The organism is Phocaeicola massiliensis B84634 = Timone 84634 = DSM 17679 = JCM 13223, from assembly GCF_000382445.1.
Classification (GTDB): domain Bacteria; phylum Bacteroidota; class Bacteroidia; order Bacteroidales; family Bacteroidaceae; genus Phocaeicola; species Phocaeicola massiliensis.
Genome location: NZ_KB905472.1, coordinates 776,479 through 795,409, shown reverse-complemented (window position 1 = coordinate 795,409; position 18,931 = coordinate 776,479). Strand labels below are relative to the sequence as shown.

The window sequence follows — 18,931 nt, the reverse complement described above, 5'->3', positions numbered from 1 at the left end:
CGATATGAAAGCTATATTATCACGCCTCTTCAACCATGAAGAACTGAATCGTGAAGAAGCAAAAAACTTGTTACTCAATATCACCAAAGGCAGGTATAATGACTCACAAATAGCTGCTCTGCTCACAGTATTCCAGATGCGTGGCGTCAAAGTAGAAGAACTTATCGGTTTTCGTGAAGCACTGCTTACAACACGAGTACCCATAGACTTTTCTGCCTACAAACCTATTGACATTGTAGGTACGGGGGGAGACGGAAAGAATACATTCAATATATCTACTTGTGCTTGCCTTATTGTTGCCGGTGCCGGATATCATGTGGCAAAACATGGAAATTACGGTGCAACCTCAATAAGCGGAGCAAGCAACGTAATGGAGCAACACGGAGTGAAATTTACCAATGACCCATCGATACTTACTCGCAGTATGGAAGAGTGTGGCATGGTTTATATGCACGCCCAGCTGTTCAATCCCGCCATGAAAAGCGTCGGTCCGGTACGCAAAGCCCTACAAGTGCGGACTATCTTCAATCTTCTCGGACCATTGGTCAACCCTTGCCTACCTTCCTACCAATTATTGGGTGTGGCAGATCTTCCTCAAATGCGCCTTTACACCAATGTATTCCAAAAGCTTGGCATCGGTTTTGCCGTAGTCAATAATCTGGACGGATACGATGAAATCTCCCTTACGGATGAGTTTAAAGTAATGACCAACCGTTACGAAACTATTTACAAGCCATCAGAACTCGGCTTTTCTCTCGCCCGCCAAGAAGAGCTCTATGGCGGAACAACCCCTCAGGAGGCTGCCTGCATCTTCGACAACGTATTGCAGAACCGTGCAACCAAAGCACAGACCGACTGTGTGTTGATTAATGCCTCTTTTGCCATCCAAGCTATGGAACCGGCCAAACCAATAGAAGAATGTGTCGCCATAGCCCGTGAATCATTGGAAAGCGGCAAGGCTCTGAAAACATTAAAACGTTTTATCGAATTAAACAGTTGACAACCCGGTATAAAAGTAAAGCTATGACAGATATATTAGATGAAATCATCGCCCACAAACGGTTAGAAATCGAACAACAAAAAGCCGCTATCAGCCAAGAGTTGCTGATAAACAACTGCAATGAGCCTATGCCGAGAAGGAGCATGCGCGCCAGCCTTTCGGCATCACCTTCCGGCATCATTGCCGAGTTTAAACGCCGTTCACCATCCAAAGGATGGATAAAAGAAAACGCACAGGCTGATATCATTCCTCCTGCCTATGAAATGGCAGGAGCTTCCGTTCTCTCCATCCTGACAGACGAGAATTTTTTTGGCGGCAACCTAAAAGACATCCGTGCCGCACGTCCCCAAGTGAGCCTTCCCATTCTACGTAAAGACTTCATCATTGACGAATATCAACTTTACCAAGCCTGCATCGTAGGGGCAGATGCAGTTCTTCTGATTGCTGCAGCACTCAGAAAAGAGCAATGCAGTATGTTAGCGGCCAAAGCGCACGAACTGAAATTGGAAGTACTTCTCGAAATTCATAGTGAACAAGAATTGGAATACATAGAAGACAACATTGATATGGTGGGAGTGAACAACCGCAATCTGGGAACTTTCCATACAGACGTGGAAAACTCCTTCCGACTGGCAGAGAAGTTACCTAAAGAAATGTTACTTGTTTCCGAAAGTGGCATTTCCAGCCCACAGACTGTCCGACAATTACGTGCAGCCGGCTTTCGGGGTTTCTTGATTGGAGAGAATTTCATGAAGACACCTCAACCGGGAAATGCTTTGAAAGAGTTTATCAGTAAGTTATAAAAATCATATTGACAAAATGATTGTAAAAGTATGTGGCATGCGCGATCCCGACAACATTCGCGCCGTAGAACAGATCGGTCCGGACTGGATGGGATTTATCTTTTTCCCCCATTCCTGCCGTCATGTCTCTCTCCGTCCGGCTTACCTGCCGGAGCGATGCAAGCGTGTAGGCGTATTTGTCAATGAAGTAACACCCGCCATCCTACAAAAAGCGGAAGAATTCGACCTTCATTATATCCAACTGCACGGAACAGAAACTTCCGAACAATGTCTCAACCTGAAACGTGCCGGACTGGGGGTTATCAAAGTATTCCCTATTGCCTCAATGAGTGATTTGAAATCTACTGCCTGCTATGAAAATGTCTGCGACTACTTCCTGTTCGACACAGCCTGTACCGGTTATGGCGGTTCGGGAAAAACATTCGATTGGCAAGTGCTTACGGCGTATCATGGTTCCACTCCTTTTCTGCTAAGCGGCGGACTAAAGCCCGACAGTCTGCATTCTCTGAAAGAATTCCACCATCCTGCATGGGCAGGCATCGATCTCAATAGCGGATTCGAAATCTCTCCGGGCAAAAAGGATACAACGCTATTAAACACATTTATCAAACAAATCAAATCTAACATAGAATGAACAGAATTAATAATTTATTCAGCACAAAACAAAAAGATATTTTATCCATTTATTTTTGTGCCGGCTATCCTACCTCAGACGGTACTGCAAACGTTATCAACACACTGGCAAGTAAAGGAATCGATATGATTGAAATAGGTATTCCTTTCAGTGACCCGATGGCAGACGGCCCCGTTATCCAACATGCAGCAACACAGGCATTGAAAAACGGCATGACACTACAACTCCTTTTTACGCAACTGAAGGATATTCGCCACAAAGTACAGATTCCTCTTATTTTAATGGGATATTTAAACCCTATCATGCAATTCGGCTTCGAAAACTTCTGCCGTACCTGCAAAGAGGTTGGTATCGACGGAGTTATCATTCCCGACCTTCCTTTCAAAGATTACATGAATGAGTATCGCCCCATTGCAGAAAAATATGATATAAAAGTGATTATGCTGATTACACCTGAAACAAGTGAAGAACGCATCCGGCTGATTGACGAACATACAGATGGATTTATCTATATGGTATCTTCGGCAGCCATTACCGGTGTACAGAAAGATTTCGGTACACAGAAGCAGGCATATTTCCAACGCATTGCAGCTATGAAGTTGCGTAACCCTCGAATGATAGGTTTCGGAATATCAAATAAACAGACATTCGAAACAGCCTCTGCCAATGCAGCAGGAGCAATAATCGGAAGCAAGTTCGTTACGCTACTTGGTGATGAAAAAGGAGATGCTGAAGCAGCAACCGACAAGTTGCTCAAAGCATTAAACAACGAGTAGGAGAAGCACTATTTAAACAAATGCATGGAGAAACAGCAAAAACATTTTGTTATTTCTCCATCTTAATTTTGCCATATTTCCACATATTCCGTATCTTTGTGCCATAATCCAATCAGATATACTTATGATAAAGAGTGAATATCCTTCCGTTTTGCTAATATATACAGGTGGTACAATCGGTATGATTGAGAATCCCGAAACAGGTGCTTTAGAAGCCTTCAATTTTGATCAACTTCAAGAGAATGTTCCGGAGTTAAAACGTTTCAATTACCGCATTTCTTCCTATCAGTTTAATCCTCCCATCGATTCTTCCGACATGGAACCTTCTTTATGGGCAAAACTGGTAAAAATCATCGCTTACAATTATGATAATTTTGACGGTTTTGTCATTCTTCACGGAACAGACACCATGGCATATACCGCTTCTGCCCTTAGTTTCATGTTGGAAAATTTAAGTAAGCCGGTCATCTTGACAGGTAGCCAGCTTCCCATTGGCATGTTGCGTACCGACGGCAAAGAAAATCTTATCACTTCCATTGAAATTGCCGCTGCCAAACACCCCGATGGTACAGCCATCGTTCCCGAAGTGTGTATCTTCTTTGAAAACCACTTGCTTCGCGGCAACAGAACGACAAAAATTAATGCAGAAAACTTTAATGCTTTCCGTTCATATAATTATCCATCACTTGCTACAGCCGGTATTCATATCAAGTATGAATATGACCGTATTCATAAAGCAAATCCCAATGTGGCTCTAAAGCCCCACTATCTGTACGACACCAATGTCGTCATCCTGACACTCTTTCCCGGTATTCAGGAAAATATGATACGAAACATACTTCATACCCCCGGATTGCGGGCAGTGGTGCTTAAAACATACGGTTCGGGTAATGCTCCACAAAAACCTTGGTTCATCGACTTACTGAAAGAAGCTACCGACCGTGGTATCGTCATTATCAATATTTCCCAATGTTCTACAGGAAGTGTAGAGATGGGAAGATATGAAACCGGACTTCATTTGCTCGATGCCGGAGTTATCAGTGGATATGACAGTACAGTAGAGTCCGTTCTTACAAAACTAATGTTTCTTTTGGGTCATGGCAAAAATGAAAGTGAGATACGGCATCAAATGAGTATTCCGGTTGCCGGTGAGTTTACCATACCTACAATGTAACACATTTGTAATATTTGTTTCATTAAATAGTAATAAAAACGCTCCATCTTTGCAATGCGAAACAAGAAAAGATTAGTTTTGTAGTAAATAAAAAGAGGAACGACATGAATGATTACCGCATTTTAGTAGTTGATGACGAAGAGGATCTCTGTGAGATTCTTAAATTCAACTTGGAAAACGAAGGATATTTGGTAGATACTGCCAACTCTGCCGAAGAAGCCTTAAAAACGGATCTCACTAAATACGATCTCCTTTTATTGGATGTCATGATGGGTGAGATCTCAGGTTTCAAGATGGCAAGTATGCTCAAAAAAAATAAAGCCACCGCCACTATTCCTATCATTTTCATTACTGCCAAAGATACAGAAAACGATACCGTGACCGGCTTCAATTTGGGAGCTGATGACTACATTTCAAAACCTTTTTCCCTGCGCGAAGTAATGGTACGTGTCAAGGCGGTGTTGCGTCGCACAGCATCGGGTAACGAAAAAGAAGCTCCGCAACAACTGGTTTATAAAGGATTGATACTTGATATGACCAAAAAGAAAGTAAGTATTGACGGTATTGAAGTCTCTCTTACCAAAAAAGAATTTGAGATTCTGCTGCTCCTATTGCAAAATCAGGGACGTGTGTTTTCCCGCGAAGATATTTTAGCAAAAGTCTGGCAAGAAGAAGTATACGTACTCGACCGCACCATTGATGTGAATATCACCCGGCTACGCAAAAAAGTCGGAGAATATGGAAAATGTATCGTAACACGTCTGGGATACGGATATTGCTTTGAATATCAATAAATAAAGTCTGCTTTATCATGACACTTGAACTATCCAGCCATGTATTATCGTTCAGCAAGAAGCTTTTTCTTTCTGTCATTGTATTGTTTCTTGTCTTTGCCATTTGCTTTATGGCATTTCAATATCGCAGGGAAAAGGAATACAAAATAGAACTGCTCAACACTCAATTACAGAATTATAATGACCGTCTGAATGACTTTCTCCGTGGAAAAGACACATTGAATTTGAGACTTTTAGATAAATATGTACACGAACATACGTTGGATGAATTGCGCGTCACCCTTATTGATAAAGAAGGGAAAGTGTTGTATGATAATATCGAACAGAATCCGCTGTACTTCAGCAACCATCTCAACCGGGAAGAAATAAAGGAAGCTATCAGCCAAGGAAGCGGCTATTCCATTAATCGCCAATCCGAAAGTTTAGGAGGAGAGTTTTTCTATTCAGCCCAATATTATCCGAACACTAATTATATAATCCGTTCCGCATTGCCCTATAGTGTCAGCTTGGTGCGTCATTTAAAAGCAGATTCCCATTTTGTATGGTTTACGCTTATAGTAAGTCTCGTGCTGATTTTTATCTTTTACCGTTTTACACATAAATTGGGGATGTCAATCACACAGTTGCAACAATTTGCTTTGAAAGCTGATCGTAACGAACCGATAGACACCGACTTGCAAGGAGCATTTCCGAAAAACGAATTGGGTGAGATTTCCCAACATATCATTCAGATATACAGACGACTGCATCAGGCAAAAGAAGATTTATATATCGAAAGAGAGAAACTGATAACCCACCTGCAAATATCCCGTGAAGGATTAGGAGTTTTTACCCATAAGAAACAAGAAATACTGGTTAATAATCTCTTTACCCAGTACGCCAACCTCATTTCGGACAAAAACCTGAGTTCGACAGAGGAAATCTTCTCTATTCCGGAACTTCAGCCGATTACTGATTTCATTGCCAAAAATAAAGAGCGCACAATCAGCAAAGAAGAGAAACGAATGTCGATTGTTATAGACAAAAACGGTCGTATTTTCTCGGTAGACTGTATTATTTTTCAAGACGACAGCTTTGAAATTTCTATCAACGATGTCACTCAGGAAGAAGAACAGGCACGGTTAAAAAAACAATTAACTCAGAATATTGCCCATGAATTAAAGACCCCGGTCAGCAGCATACAAGGATATCTTGAGACAATAGTCAATAACCCGGGACTGCCACGAGAAAAAATAAATACGTTCCTCGAACGCAGTTATGCTCAAAGTAATCGCCTGGCACATTTGTTACGTGATATTTCTGTCTTGACACGCATGGAGGAAGCCCCCAATATGATAGAGACTGAACAAGTCAACCTGACAGTTATGATGCAAAACATACTGAATGAAGTTGCCTTGGAATTGGAAGAAAAACAGATAACAGCATCCAATTTTCTACCCCATGGACTGACTGTATCCGGCAATGCTTCCTTGCTCTATTCCATTTTCAGAAACCTGACAGACAATGCCATCGCTTATGCCGGTACAGGAATATCAATTACAGTCCGTTGCTTCCGTGAAGACGAACGTTTCTACTATTTCAGTTTCTCGGACACCGGTATAGGAGTAGCTCCCGAGCATTTAAGCCGCCTGTTCGAACGCTTCTACCGAGTTGATAAAGGACGCTCACGCAAATTAGGCGGCACAGGACTCGGACTTGCCATTGTAAAAAACGCAGTCATTCTGCATGGCGGGACTATCTTTGCCAAGAATAATCCCGGTGGGGGGTTGGAATTTATCTTTACGTTGTGTAAAGAATAAAAGGACGCCTTTCCTATTATTTGAAAAGCCTTGCCCAAAAACCTTTAGGAGCAGGGCGTTTTTCATTATGCAGATTTTGATATACCTGCTCATAACTTAAGCGATTGTGCACCATTTCATAAATCACCCCCCAATCAGGCAACCCGCCCAAATTACGGTCATCAATAAATAAATCCGCCTTCAGTTTACGCGAATAATACCGGCTTTTATCTTTCTCTTCGGCATAATTGCTATTGACTGCATAAAATTCCAGTCCCCGCTGACGGCAAAACTCCACCGCTTCTTCCAATAAACGACCTTCACGAACGCTCCATAATATAAGGAAATGACGTTCTTGCTGCAATTTTTTCAATGTTTCTATGGCAAAAGGAATTTCTTTACCTATTGCGGGATACTTATGTTCCACGATTGTTCCGTCAAAGTCTACTGCTATAATCATAGTTACTCTAAATTATGTCACAAAGATAAGGCAAAATTTCTATTCCTCCCTTTACAAAAACCAAAAGAATTAATTGTTTTTCTAAAGATAAGCAGTATATTTGCAATGTATTGGTTTGTTTATCTTTAGTCAAAGATAAATGATTAAAAGGGAATCAGGTGAGAATCCTGAACAGTCCCGCTGCTGTATGTTTCACAAAACGCATAAGCAAACTCCATTAACCACTGGAAAGCATTTCCGGGAAGGTGCTTATAGCGGAAACAAGTCAGAAGACCTGCCTATACACTTTCACATCCTGAAGCTTTCGAGGAAAGAGCTTGGAACATTGAACATAAAGGATGATTAGCATCCGCTATCTTCTCCGTTTCGCTATCCCAAAAGAGATGATCAGGTAAAAGAGATTTTTTATAAGAATAAACTCTGCCAAGTTTATTTGAGTGCCAGCCTGATGGGAATCACGTTGGCATTTTTTTTATAGTCCAAGTAAGCACGAAATCGGGATGAGTCAGATAACGCACCCGATAATGCCACTGTTCCTCTGTCCGATATTCCTGCGCTTCCAAACACCCCTCCTCTTCCATGACAAAAGGAAAAATATGCAAATGCCGGATAAAGTCTACACCTTCCACCCCCATCACCTTGAACAATGTTTCTTTGGCAGACCAGTGAAGAAGCAATACATATACTTCATCACCTTGATTCATCGTTTTTTCTTCGTCCGGCCGCACAAAACGAGAAACAACCCTACGAACCCTTACCCCATATCTCTCAATATCGATTCCTACTTCTTCGGTCGGATGCAGGGCAACAGCCACATAACCATTCGTATGAGATATGCTGATATGTGCACTTCCATCTGCCAGATATGGCTTCCCGGAAGGAAGATAAACCACCTTCTTTTCTTCTCCGCACAATGTTTTCAGTAATACACGTACAGCCAGCCATTCATATTTCCGCATATCAGAGGTAAAATGCTCCAAGTCTTTCTCGTACATAGAAATATTGCCAAGCAAAGCCAATAACTGCTCCACCGTTTCCTCTGTTTTCCAAACCCCGACCAGCAGTCCGTTTTCTTGAATTTTCCGATATAACGGCATAATGATTACTTCGTTTCTTCCGCCACTTGGGGTTCGTCAACAATCACTTTTACTTTCAAGATTCGACGGGTGTTCATTTCCAACACTTCAAAATGATAGTTTTCATAATCCAAATGTTCATGCAACACCGGGAACTCTCCCTTTATCTCAAGTAAAAGACCGGCTAAGGTATCGGCATCTCCTTCCACTCTCTCAAATATATTCGAGTCTATCTTCATTATCTTATAGAAATCAGACAGAAGAGTTTTAGCCTCAAAAATATAAGTGCGGTCATTCAGTTTCACATACGTGCGTTCTTCATCATCATATTCATCATTGATTTCTCCTACAATTTCCTCAATGATATCTTCCATGGTTACAATGCCCGATGTTCCTCCAAACTCGTCAACAACAATGGCAATATGAATTTTATTTGCCTGAAAGTCACGCAGCAAATCATCAATCATTTTTGTTTCAGGAACAAAATAAGCAGGACGGATCAGTGTTTGCCAACGGAAATTATCCATCTTGTTAAGATGAGGCAACAAGTCCTTGATATAAAGAATACCTTTGATATTATCACGTGACTCGGCATATACAGGAATACGTGAATATGCATTATCTACAATACACTTCAGCACCTCGGCATAAGGAGTATTGATTTCCAAATCCACCATATCAAGACGCGGTGTCATCACCTCCTTGGCAGTCTCTCCACCAAAACGGATAATTCCCTCCAGAATGTTGCTCTCCTCCGATATTTCATTCTTATCGGTCAACTCCAACGCCTGCGACAATTCGTCGACTGAAATATTATAGTTCTTCTTCGCCACACATTTATTAATTAAGAATGAAGAGCGAACCAACAGGGCAGACAAAGGAGAAAATAATGTTTTCAAGAAAGAAATGACAGGAGCAGCCTTACGGCAAAACTTCAAAGTATGCTGTGCCGAATAAATTTTGGGCATTATTTCTCCAAACAGAAGTAATAAGAAAGTAAGAATGACCGTTATAACCAGAAATTCAAGTATGACAGAATTTCCCCAATGGATGGTGCTGGCAAAGAAATAATTGCACAGCATGATTATCGTCACATTCACAAAATTATTAGAAATCAGAATAGTGGCTAACAAGTGTTCAGAATCGTCCAGCAGAGCACTGATACGCCTGTCGGAAGAAGTCTGCCCTTCCTCTATTTCACTCAAGTCACCGGGAGACAGAGAGAAGAAAGCAATTTCCGAAGCAGACACAAAGCCTGATGCATACAATAATATAACAGCTAATACAATAGCTATAATTGCTCCTATAGTAGGAGTAGTCACGGTCACACCGTCAAACAAATCCGCCAAGCGGCATAAATACGAGTCAGGGTCCAAGGAATCTGGTTTTAGTTAAACATCCGGTTCTTTAAAATTAAAACGGTAAATCATCTGTCACGCTGCTATTGGCGGCAGGCTGTTGCGATGCCGGCTGTGAAGTAGCTTGCGGCATATATCCTCCTTGCTGCTGAGAAGCAGTACGGGGAGTCAGCATTTCCATGTTATCAGCAAAGATTTCAACGATAGTACGTTTGATACCATTCTGATCATCGTAAAAACGGCTGCGGATTTTACCTTCGATATAAAGCTTATCTCCTTTGCGAACATACTTTTCAGCCGTTTGCGCCAATCCTCTCCACAAAACAATATTATGCCATTCGGTACGTTCAGGAACCTGAGTCCCATTTGCCAAGGTATATGCACGGTCTGTGGTAGCCAAAGAAAAAGTAGCTACAGCAACACCATTATCCAAATATCTCACATCAGGGTCTTTACCTACGTTCCCTATCAATTGCACTTTATTTAATGACATTCTCTTCTTCCATTTTAATTATCAGGCTTCAAAATTAGCGAAAAAAACTGATTTACCAAGCGAGAAACAGCAAATTTATGCAAATCTTCTATCCTAATTCTCTGATACTGTGCAAAAGAGGCAGAATCTTCGGGCAGAATAACCTCATAAAAATTTGCATAAATCACCCGATGGGATAAGACATGTTTCACTCCTTTTTGTACCAGCCGGACCAAGGGAGTCTCGCCTTCAGCCAACATTTCCCGCCACCGGGATAAAGCATAGAACTTTTCTTCGGGCACTTCATTCTCCGTTTCTATCAAAGGAAGCTCATACAGATTCTTCCAGATATCATTCCCTGTCCGTTTATTGATTAATGTATGCGCGCCCATGCGTACATAGATATAATTAAAGTAACGATTTGCCACCTTTGTCTTATGCTGTTTCACAGGCAGCGTATCCACCACCCCCTTTTGCCGGGCGACACAAGTATCAACAAAAGGGCAGAACATACAGTTGGGCGAAGCAGGAGTGCACTGCAACGCGCCAAAATCCATTATCGCCTGATTATAAATCCCCGGTTGCGCTTTATCCAATAACTCCGCCGCCACTTCCGCAAAAATCCTCTTCCCTTCTGCAGAGTCTATGGGCGTTTCAATCCCCAACCAGCGCGAAAGCACCCGATAAACATTCCCATCCACCACAGCATAAGGCATTCCATAAGCAAAAGAACAAATGGCAGCCGCAGTATACTCTCCCACTCCTTTCAAAGCCAGCACCTCTTTATATGTTTTAGGAAAACCTCCGGCACCGGCCATACTACGCGCAGCAGCATGTAAATTACGGGCACGAGAATAATAGCCCAATCCTTGCCAATATTTCATGACCTCGTCTTCATCGGCAGCCGCTAATGAAAACACGTCAGGGAAACGTTTTACAAAACGTTGATAGTAATCATAACCTTGAGCGACGCGCGTCTGTTGCAATATAATTTCCGAAATCCATATTAAATAAGGATTCTTCGTCCTGCGCCAAGGCAAATCACGCTTGTTATCTTGATACCATTTTATTAGTATTTCTCCAAAATTATCCATGTCTAACGTTACAAATCAGCACAAAATGTGCGTTAATTCTGCAAAAATAAGGCAAGAAAACCAAAGCTGACATTTTTTTTAGGAAATTTATTCTGAATATATTTCTTAAAGAGCTAGAAAAGCTATATATTTGCAGTCCAAAAAATTAAGATATAAGTATAACAATAATTATTAGCGAAATGACTAAAGCAGATATCGTAAACGAAATTACGAAGAAAACCGGTGCTGATAAACAAGCAGTGTTGAATACACTCGAAGCTTTCATGGATACAGTTAAGGAATCTTTGTCAAGAGAGGAAAATGTATACTTGCGTGGTTTTGGAAGTTTTATTGTGAAGAAGAGAGCTCAGAAAACAGCTCGTAATATTTCAAAGAACACTACGATTATCATTCCGGAACATAATATTCCGGCTTTTAAGCCAGCAAAGACATTTACATTATCAGTAAAAAAATAAACAACTAGAGTATTAACCCATAAAATTTGAAGCTATGCCAAGCGGAAAGAAGAAAAAAAGACATAAAATGTCAACGCACAAGCGTAAAAAAAGACTAAGAAAGAACAGACATAAAAGCAAAAAATAATTTGTAGTCTGTCTGACGACAAATAAAGAACAAACCTTGCAAAGCAACAAAATGTCTTTCAGGTTTGTTCTTTGTTTAATGAGAAAAGTGAATAATTTAAGAATACAAAAGTGACAAGCGAACTAGTAGTAGACGTACAACCCAAAGAAATTTCCATTGCGCTCCTGGAAGATAAGGCGTTGGTGGAATTCCAAAAAGAAGGAAGAAGTGCTTCTTTCAATGTGGGAAATATGTATTTGGGACGGGTAAGAAAACTAATGCCCGGACTCAATGCCTGCTTCGTGGATGTCGGTTTCGAAAAAGACGCTTTTCTTCACTATTTAGACTTAGGACCTCAATTTCATTCTTATCAGAAGTATCTGAAGCAAGTTTTAAGCGACCGCAAAAAACTTTATCCAATTTCAAAAGCTACTATGCTGCCTGACATTGATAAAGAGGGAACTGTTTCAACCACCCTCCAACAAGGTCAGGAAGTAATTGTGCAAATCGTAAAGGAACCTATTTCAACCAAGGGCCCCAGACTGACCTGCGAATTATCTTTCGCCGGGCGTTATTTGGTTCTTATCCCCTTCAATGACAAGGTTTCCGTATCTCAAAAAATTAAATCGAGCGAAGAACGCGCCCGCCTCAAGCAACTGTTGCAAAGTATCAAACCGAAAAACTTCGGGGTGATAGTTCGCACTGTGGCAGAGGGAAAAAGGGTGGCCGAACTTGATGCCGAGCTTAAAGTCTTGCTGAAACATTGGGAAGAGACCATTACAAAAGTACAAAAAGCAGCCAAACTTCCTGCACTGGTTTATGAAGAGACCAGCCGCACGGTAGCCATGTTGCGCGATTTATTTAACCCTTCATACGAGAACATTTACGTAAATGACGAAACAGTGTTCCACGAAATCAAGGATTATGTATCTCTCATTGCCCCTGAACGGGCAGAAATCGTGAAATTGTACAAAGGACAGCTTCCTATCTTCGACAATTTTGGAATAACCAAACAAATCAAGTCCTCATTCGGTAAAACGATTTCGTATAAGAGTGGAGCTTACCTGATTATTGAACACACTGAAGCGCTTCATGTGGTGGATGTCAATAGCGGTAACCGTTCCAAATCCGGTAACGGACAAGAGGCTAACGCACTGGATGTCAATCTGGGAGCTGCCGATGAATTGGCGCGCCAGTTGAGGTTGCGTGATATGGGTGGTATTATTGTCGTTGACTTTATAGACATGAACCTGGCTGAGAACAGACAAAAGCTGTATGAACGCATGTGCCAAAATATGCAGAAAGACAGAGCCAAACACAATATTCTCCCTCTCAGCAAGTTCGGACTGATGCAGATTACCCGCCAACGCGTGCGTCCGGCCATGGATGTCACTACAGATGAAACCTGTCCCACCTGCTTCGGGAAAGGTAGCATCAAACCATCCATTCTTTTTACAGATACATTGGAGAGTAAAATTGATTACCTGGTCAATAAACTGAAGATTAAGAGATTTACACTGTACATCCACCCGTATATTGCTGCTTACGTTAATCAAGGCCTTGTGTCGCTAAAGCGTAAATGGCAAATGAAATACGGATTCGGAATAAAGATTATCCCCGATCAAAGTCTGGCATTCCTGCAATATAAGTTTACCGATATGCATGGAGAAGAAATAGACATGAAAGAGGAAATCGAAATCAAATAAAAAACGGGGAGCGAATAAATGAAGTCGCTCCCCGTTTTTTTATTCCCAATATTAATTGGTATCTTTGCTTACAAATACTAAAGTCATGATTATAGAAGATTTACAGCATTTATATCAAACATACACAGGTGTAGCTGCCGAGACAATTACCGAATTGCCTTCTTCCGGTTCCAACAGACGTTATTTCAGACTCACCGGAACACAGAATTTAATCGGCGTTTATGGTACTTCCATCGAAGAGAACAACGCTTTTCTCTATATGGCCGCACATTTTCGCAAAAAAGGTCTTCCTGTTCCCGAAGTCTATTGTGTTTCCGCAGATAAGACATGCTATCTACAAGAAGACTTAGGTGACACATTATTATTCAATGCCATCGAAAAAGGGCGCACCACCAGTGTATTCTCGGAAGAGGAGAAGGAACTTCTCCGCAAAACTATCCGCCTACTGCCGGCCATCCAATTTGCAGGGGCCGACGGATTTGATTTTTCCCATTGTTACCCGCAACCGGAATTCAACCAACGTTCTATTCTTTGGGATTTGAACTACTTTAAATACTGTTTTCTGAAAGCTACCGGACTTGAATTTCAAGAAGACAAACTGGAAGACGATTTCCAGAAGATGAGCGATGTACTGCTCCGCAGCTCTTCAGCCACTTTCATGTATCGCGATTTCCAAAGCCGGAATGTAATGATTAAAGATGACAAACCATGGTTCATCGATTTTCAGGGTGGACGCAAAGGCCCGTTCTTCTATGATGTCGCCTCTTTCTTATGGCAGGCCAAAGCCCAATACCCTGACACTTTAAAAAAAGAACTCTTGGAAGAATACATTGACGCGCTTTGCAAATACAAACCGGTAGACAGAGAATATTTTTTCAGCCAACTGCATCATTTTGTACTTTTCCGCACCTTGCAAGTATTGGGAGCCTACGGGTTTCGCGGATATTTTGAGAAAAAGCCTCATTTCATACAAAGCGTACCTTATGCCATAGAAAACCTGCGGCAGTTATTGCGCGATGAGTATCCCGAATATCCTTACTTATGCTCCGTCTTGCGCGAGCTGACTGAATTGAAACAATTCAAGGACGAGCTGAAAAAACGCCAACTGACGGTTAAAGTGATGAGTTTTGCATATAAAAAAGGCATACCCGACGACCCTACAGGTAACGGAGGCGGTTATGTATTCGATTGCCGTGCCGTAAATAATCCCGGTAAATACGAACGCTACAAACCCTTTACCGGACTGGATGAACCTGTTATCCGCTTTTTGGAAGAAGACGGAGAAATCTTTCCTTTTCTGGAACATGCATACGCACTGGTGGACGCGTCGGTCAAACGATATATGGAGCGAGGGTTCAGCAACCTGTCTGTATGCTTCGGCTGTACCGGCGGACAACACCGGTCGGTCTATTCGGCCCAACATACAGCTGAGCATTTAAACCGGAAATTCGGTGTAAAGGTTGTCTTGATTCACCGCGAACAAAACATAGAACAAATATTCGAATCGACTTTATGAAAGCTATGATTTTTGCAGCCGGCTTGGGAAGCCGGCTCAAACCCCTGACAGATACCAAACCCAAAGCGCTGATAGAAGTAGCCGGAAAGCCCATGCTGGAACATGTCATATTAAAACTGAAAGCTTCGGGCTTTAATGAAATAGTGATTAACGTACACCATTTTGCCGATCAGATTCTAGATTTTCTGCAGGCTAATCATAATTTCGGTGTCGACATCCATATTTCTGACGAGACAGAAGAATTACTGGACACCGGAGGAGGACTGGAAAAAGCCGGCAAGTATTTCATATCCCCCTGCCATGAAGATAAAAACGGTATCCTGCTGCATAATGTAGATATTTTATCCAACTGCAATTTACAAGATTTAATCCGCTTCCACCAACAAACCCCTGATGTATACGCCACCATGCTGGTAAGCAGACGAATCACCTCCCGCTACTTGCTATTTGATGGCAACAATCTTTTGTGCGGCTGGATAAATAAAACCACAGGCGAAGTGAAACCTGCCGGATTAAAATACGAAGAAGGAAAGTACCGGGAATACGCCTATAGCGGTATACAAGCAATCAACCCGCTATTGCTGAACAAAGGCATGAAACCGGGGAAATATTCTATTATCGATTTTTACCTGCAAGTTTGCAAAAACATCAGGATTCAGGGCTATCCCGTCGACAACCTACAATTGATAGATATCGGAAAGCCGGAGACGCTCATCAAAGCAGAAGAATTTCTAAATCAACTATAAAAGGACTTTAATAAAAAGCACGTTTCACGCATAACAGGGCATTATTCCACTCATGTTCAACGATTTGCGGTGAAACATCAAATAAATTAAAAGGCGGAAGTTTTTCGTGACAGCAACCCTCCCAAAAGACCTTGTTCTTTTCAAAAAACTCTTCCGTCTTTTAAAAAAACTTCAAGTTCTTCTAAAAAAAGACCTTGAAGTTTTTCAATTATTCCCTAAATACTTTGAAAGATAAATCTTCTTACCAAAGGTTTAACTTATTCTTTTGTGCCTCTTCCAAAGAAACAGTCTTCACCTGTTTTGCACTATTCTTGCTGCGAAGTTCTTCATACTCTCTGTTTATTCCCTCCACAAATTCTTGGCGAGACTCAGCATTCAGCAAACGGGCTGCCACCAATGCATTCTGTGAAGCATCTTTCATGTGAATAACCGGCCCTCCATAAACAGGAGCAATCTTCAGAGCAGTATGAAGTTTGGAAGTCGTAGCACCACCAACCATAATCGGAATATCCAGTCCTGCACGTTGCAATTCGACAGCCACATGTGCCATCTCCTCAAGAGACGGAGTAATCAATCCACTCAAGCCGATGATATCCACTTTCTCTTCTATGGCTTTTTGCACAATCGTTTCGGCAGGAACCATCACCCCCAAGTCTATAATTTCATAATTATTACAAGCCATCACCACCGATACGATATTTTTCCCGATATCGTGCACATCACCTTTCACAGTTGCCATCAACACCTTTCCGGCACTGCGCACTCCTTCCTGCTTATCGGCTTCAATAAGCGGTTGCAAAATACTCACAGCTTTTTTCATGGTGCGGGCAGTCTTCACCACTTGAGGCAGAAACATTTTTCCGGCCCCAAAAAGCTCACCCACTTTGTTCATTCCATCCATCAACGGCCCTTCAATGATATCCACCGCTTTTCCGTATAGCGGCAACGCCTCCGCCAAATCTTCTTCCAAATAATCACCGATGCCTTTTATCAACGCATATTGCAGACGCATCTCCACCGTTTCCTCACGCCATAACTCCTGTTCCGCCGGTTTGCCGCCGGTTTCGGTATTCTTTAAAGCTTCCGCTGTTTCAATCAGCCTTTCGGCAGCATCGGGACGACGATTCAACACCACATCCTCTATCCGTTCCAGCACATCGGCAGGAATATCGGTATAAAGCACCGAAGTGGCCGGATTCACAATACCCATATCCATGCCCTGCCGAATGGCATGATAAAGAAATACGGCATGCATTGCTTCACGGATATAATTATTACCACGGAAAGAGAATGACAAGTTACTTACCCCGCCACTGACATGTGCTCCGGGAAGATTCTGCTTTATCCAACCGGTTGCTTTGATAAAATCAACAGCATAATTATTGTGTTCCTCAATTCCCGTAGCCACAGCCAGCACATTAGGGTCGAAAATAATGTCATGCGGATTAAAGCCGACCTGCTCTGTCAAGATACGATAGGCACGCGAACAAACTTCAATCTTCCGTTCGAAGGTGTCGGCCTGTCCTTTCTCGTCAAAAGCCATCACGACCGTTGCAGCTCCCAGTTTTTTAATCAGACAGGCATGCTCGATAAATTTCTCCTCTCCCTCTTTCAGCGATATGGAATTTACGATAGATTTACCTTGCAAACACTTCAGCCCGGCTTCTATCACCTCCCACTTAGAAGAATCAATCATCACAGGAACACGTGCAATATCGGGTTCGGACATCACCAGATTCAGAAAAACAGTCATTTCTTCCTTGGCATCCAGCAGCCCATCATCCATATTAACATCAATAATCAATGCACCGTCTTCTACCTGCTTACGTGCAATGCTCAATGCCTCTTCGTATTTCTTTTCGTTTATCAAACGAAGAAACTTACGCGAACCCGCCACATTGCAACGTTCGCCCACATTGATAAAATTAATTTCGGGTGTCTGTTCAAGCAGCTCCAATCCCGAAAGCCACATCCGCTCAGGCTTACCTGCCGGAATGTGAGGGCGTGCCTTCTGCACCAATGGAACATATTCGGCAATATATTCTTCAGTCGTGCCACAACATCCGCCGATAATATTCACCAAACCCTCGTCTATGTATTCCTTCACTTCCGAAGCCATATCTCCGGGAGTCTGGTCATACTGCCCCAAGCTATTCGGGAGTCCTGCATTGGGATACGCACTGATATAATAAGGAGCACGCGCAGCCAGCCCTTCCAAAAAAGGTTTCAACTGTTTGGCTCCGAAAGAGCAATTCAAGCCGATAGAAAAAACAGGAGCATGCTGAACAGACGCAAGAAAGGCATCCAGAGTCTGACCGGAAAGCGTGCGGCCGGCAATATCCGATACCGTCACCGAGAGCATCAAAGGCACTTCTCGTCCCACCGCCTGCATTGCCGACTCAGCCGCAAAAACAGCAGCCTTGGCATTCAGTGTATCAAATATAGTCTCTATCAGGAGAGCATCCACTCCCCCTTCCAGCAATGCTTCCATTTGCTCCCTGTAGGCACCGACCAACTCATCATAAGTAAGTGCACGCATTGCAGGATTATTCACATCGGGACTCATTGAGCAAGTTTTATTGGTGGGACCGACAGACCCGGCCACAAAGCGCGGTTTATGGGGAGTCTTTCGGGAATATTCGTCCGCCATTTCACGAGCGATTCCGGCAGCCGACAAATTTATCTCACGGCACATATCCTGCATATGATAATCTGCCATCGACACCCGCTGAGCATTAAACGTGTTTGTCTCGATGATATCTGCACCTGCTTCCAGATACTTGCGATGAATATCTTTTATCACATCAGGACGGGTAAGGCACAGCAAGTCATTGTTGCCTTTCATCTGACCGGCAACTTGTGCAAACCGTTCCCCTCTAAAATCCTGTTCCGATAAGTTGTATTTTTGTATCATTGTCCCCATCGCTCCGTCGAGGATGAGAATTCGTTCGTCAATAATTTGCTTCAATGTAGCCATTCACAA

Annotated in this window: 17 protein-coding genes and 1 riboswitch; of the genes, 11 read left to right on the top strand and 6 right to left on the bottom strand. The window is 42.4% G+C overall.

All coding sequences use genetic code 11. The features are described 5' to 3' along the window. Window positions 1–4 precede the first annotated feature (4 nt). The 7 genes from trpD to HMPREF1534_RS15705 all read left to right on the top strand — a co-directional run bounded on the left by trpD (window position 5) and on the right by HMPREF1534_RS15705 (window position 6,980). Window positions 5–1,000, top strand: a complete 996-nt coding sequence (trpD, locus tag HMPREF1534_RS15675) for an anthranilate phosphoribosyltransferase (RefSeq protein ID WP_005937025.1) — start codon at window positions 5–7, stop codon at window positions 998–1,000. A gap of 23 nt (window positions 1,001–1,023) precedes the next feature. Next, complete coding sequence (trpC, locus tag HMPREF1534_RS15680) at window positions 1,024–1,803, top strand: indole-3-glycerol phosphate synthase TrpC (protein ID WP_005937021.1); 780 nt, start codon at window positions 1,024–1,026, stop codon at window positions 1,801–1,803. Between the two features lie 16 nt (window positions 1,804–1,819). Beyond that, window positions 1,820–2,437 carry a phosphoribosylanthranilate isomerase gene (locus tag HMPREF1534_RS15685; RefSeq protein ID WP_005937018.1) on the top strand — a complete coding sequence of 206 codons (618 nt, stop codon included), beginning with the start codon at window positions 1,820–1,822 and terminating at the stop codon, window positions 2,435–2,437. Beyond that, a complete protein-coding gene (trpA, locus tag HMPREF1534_RS15690) occupies window positions 2,434–3,213 on the top strand; it encodes a tryptophan synthase subunit alpha (RefSeq protein WP_005937014.1) in 780 nt (259 codons plus the stop codon). The genes HMPREF1534_RS15685 and trpA overlap by 4 nt, the downstream gene beginning before the upstream one ends. 124 nt (window positions 3,214–3,337) lie before the next feature. Next, the gene (locus HMPREF1534_RS15695; RefSeq protein ID WP_005937011.1) at window positions 3,338–4,387 is read left to right on the top strand and encodes an asparaginase; all 1,050 of its coding nucleotides are present in this window, start codon (window positions 3,338–3,340) and stop codon (window positions 4,385–4,387) included. Between the two features lie 104 nt (window positions 4,388–4,491). After that, window positions 4,492–5,181, top strand: a complete 690-nt coding sequence (locus tag HMPREF1534_RS15700) for a response regulator transcription factor (protein WP_005937008.1) — start codon at window positions 4,492–4,494, stop codon at window positions 5,179–5,181. A 17-nt stretch (window positions 5,182–5,198) separates the two neighbouring features. Then, window positions 5,199–6,980: a sensor histidine kinase gene (locus HMPREF1534_RS15705; RefSeq protein ID WP_005937006.1), complete on the top strand. Its 1,782-nt coding sequence runs from the start codon at window positions 5,199–5,201 to the stop codon at window positions 6,978–6,980. A gap of 16 nt (window positions 6,981–6,996) precedes the next feature. Here HMPREF1534_RS15705 and HMPREF1534_RS15710 read toward each other — a convergent pair whose 3' ends face one another. The 5 genes from HMPREF1534_RS15710 to mutY all read right to left on the bottom strand — a co-directional run bounded on the left by HMPREF1534_RS15710 (window position 6,997) and on the right by mutY (window position 11,419). Continuing rightward, window positions 6,997–7,419, bottom strand: coding sequence for a BT0820 family HAD-type phosphatase (locus HMPREF1534_RS15710; RefSeq protein ID WP_005937004.1), 423 nt, complete (start codon window positions 7,417–7,419; stop codon window positions 6,997–6,999). 94 nt (window positions 7,420–7,513) lie between these two features. Next, a riboswitch (cobalamin riboswitch) is annotated at window positions 7,514–7,715 on the top strand. Window positions 7,716–7,874: 159 nt separating this feature from the next. Then, the gene (locus tag HMPREF1534_RS15715; RefSeq protein ID WP_005937002.1) at window positions 7,875–8,516 is read right to left on the bottom strand and encodes a 4'-phosphopantetheinyl transferase family protein; all 642 of its coding nucleotides are present in this window, start codon (window positions 8,514–8,516) and stop codon (window positions 7,875–7,877) included. A gap of 5 nt (window positions 8,517–8,521) precedes the next feature. After that, window positions 8,522–9,871 (bottom strand): gliding motility-associated protein GldE, encoded by a 1,350-nt coding sequence (gldE, locus tag HMPREF1534_RS15720; protein ID WP_005936999.1) that lies wholly within the window; start codon window positions 9,869–9,871, stop codon window positions 8,522–8,524. Between the two features lie 37 nt (window positions 9,872–9,908). Beyond that, entirely contained in the window at window positions 9,909–10,346 is a 438-nt protein-coding gene (locus HMPREF1534_RS15725; RefSeq protein ID WP_005936996.1) for a single-stranded DNA-binding protein, read from the bottom strand. A gap of 14 nt (window positions 10,347–10,360) precedes the next feature. Further along, on the bottom strand, window positions 10,361–11,419 hold the full coding sequence (gene mutY / locus HMPREF1534_RS15730) for an A/G-specific adenine glycosylase (RefSeq protein ID WP_005936993.1): 1,059 nt from the start codon (window positions 11,417–11,419) through the stop codon (window positions 10,361–10,363). Window positions 11,420–11,598: 179 nt separating this feature from the next. On the opposite strand from mutY, the gene HMPREF1534_RS15735 reads away from it, so the two are divergent. From HMPREF1534_RS15735 to HMPREF1534_RS15750, 4 genes are all read left to right on the top strand, one after another. Further along, window positions 11,599–11,874 carry an HU family DNA-binding protein gene (locus HMPREF1534_RS15735; RefSeq protein ID WP_005936990.1) on the top strand — a complete coding sequence of 92 codons (276 nt, stop codon included), beginning with the start codon at window positions 11,599–11,601 and terminating at the stop codon, window positions 11,872–11,874. 237 nt (window positions 11,875–12,111) lie between these two features. Next, window positions 12,112–13,686: an Rne/Rng family ribonuclease gene (locus tag HMPREF1534_RS15740; protein ID WP_005936987.1), complete on the top strand. Its 1,575-nt coding sequence runs from the start codon at window positions 12,112–12,114 to the stop codon at window positions 13,684–13,686. An 85-nt stretch (window positions 13,687–13,771) separates the two neighbouring features. After that, the gene (locus HMPREF1534_RS15745) at window positions 13,772–15,202 is read left to right on the top strand and encodes a RapZ C-terminal domain-containing protein (protein WP_005936984.1); all 1,431 of its coding nucleotides are present in this window, start codon (window positions 13,772–13,774) and stop codon (window positions 15,200–15,202) included. Next, on the top strand, window positions 15,199–15,948 hold the full coding sequence (locus tag HMPREF1534_RS15750; RefSeq protein ID WP_005936981.1) for a nucleotidyltransferase family protein: 750 nt from the start codon (window positions 15,199–15,201) through the stop codon (window positions 15,946–15,948). Before HMPREF1534_RS15745 ends, HMPREF1534_RS15750 begins: the two co-directional genes overlap by 4 nt. Before the next feature lie 241 nt (window positions 15,949–16,189). On the opposite strand, the gene metH is transcribed toward HMPREF1534_RS15750, so the two are convergent. After that, window positions 16,190–18,925, bottom strand: coding sequence for a methionine synthase (gene metH, locus HMPREF1534_RS15755; protein WP_005936978.1), 2,736 nt, complete (start codon window positions 18,923–18,925; stop codon window positions 16,190–16,192). Between the last annotated feature and the right edge of the window lie 6 nt (window positions 18,926–18,931).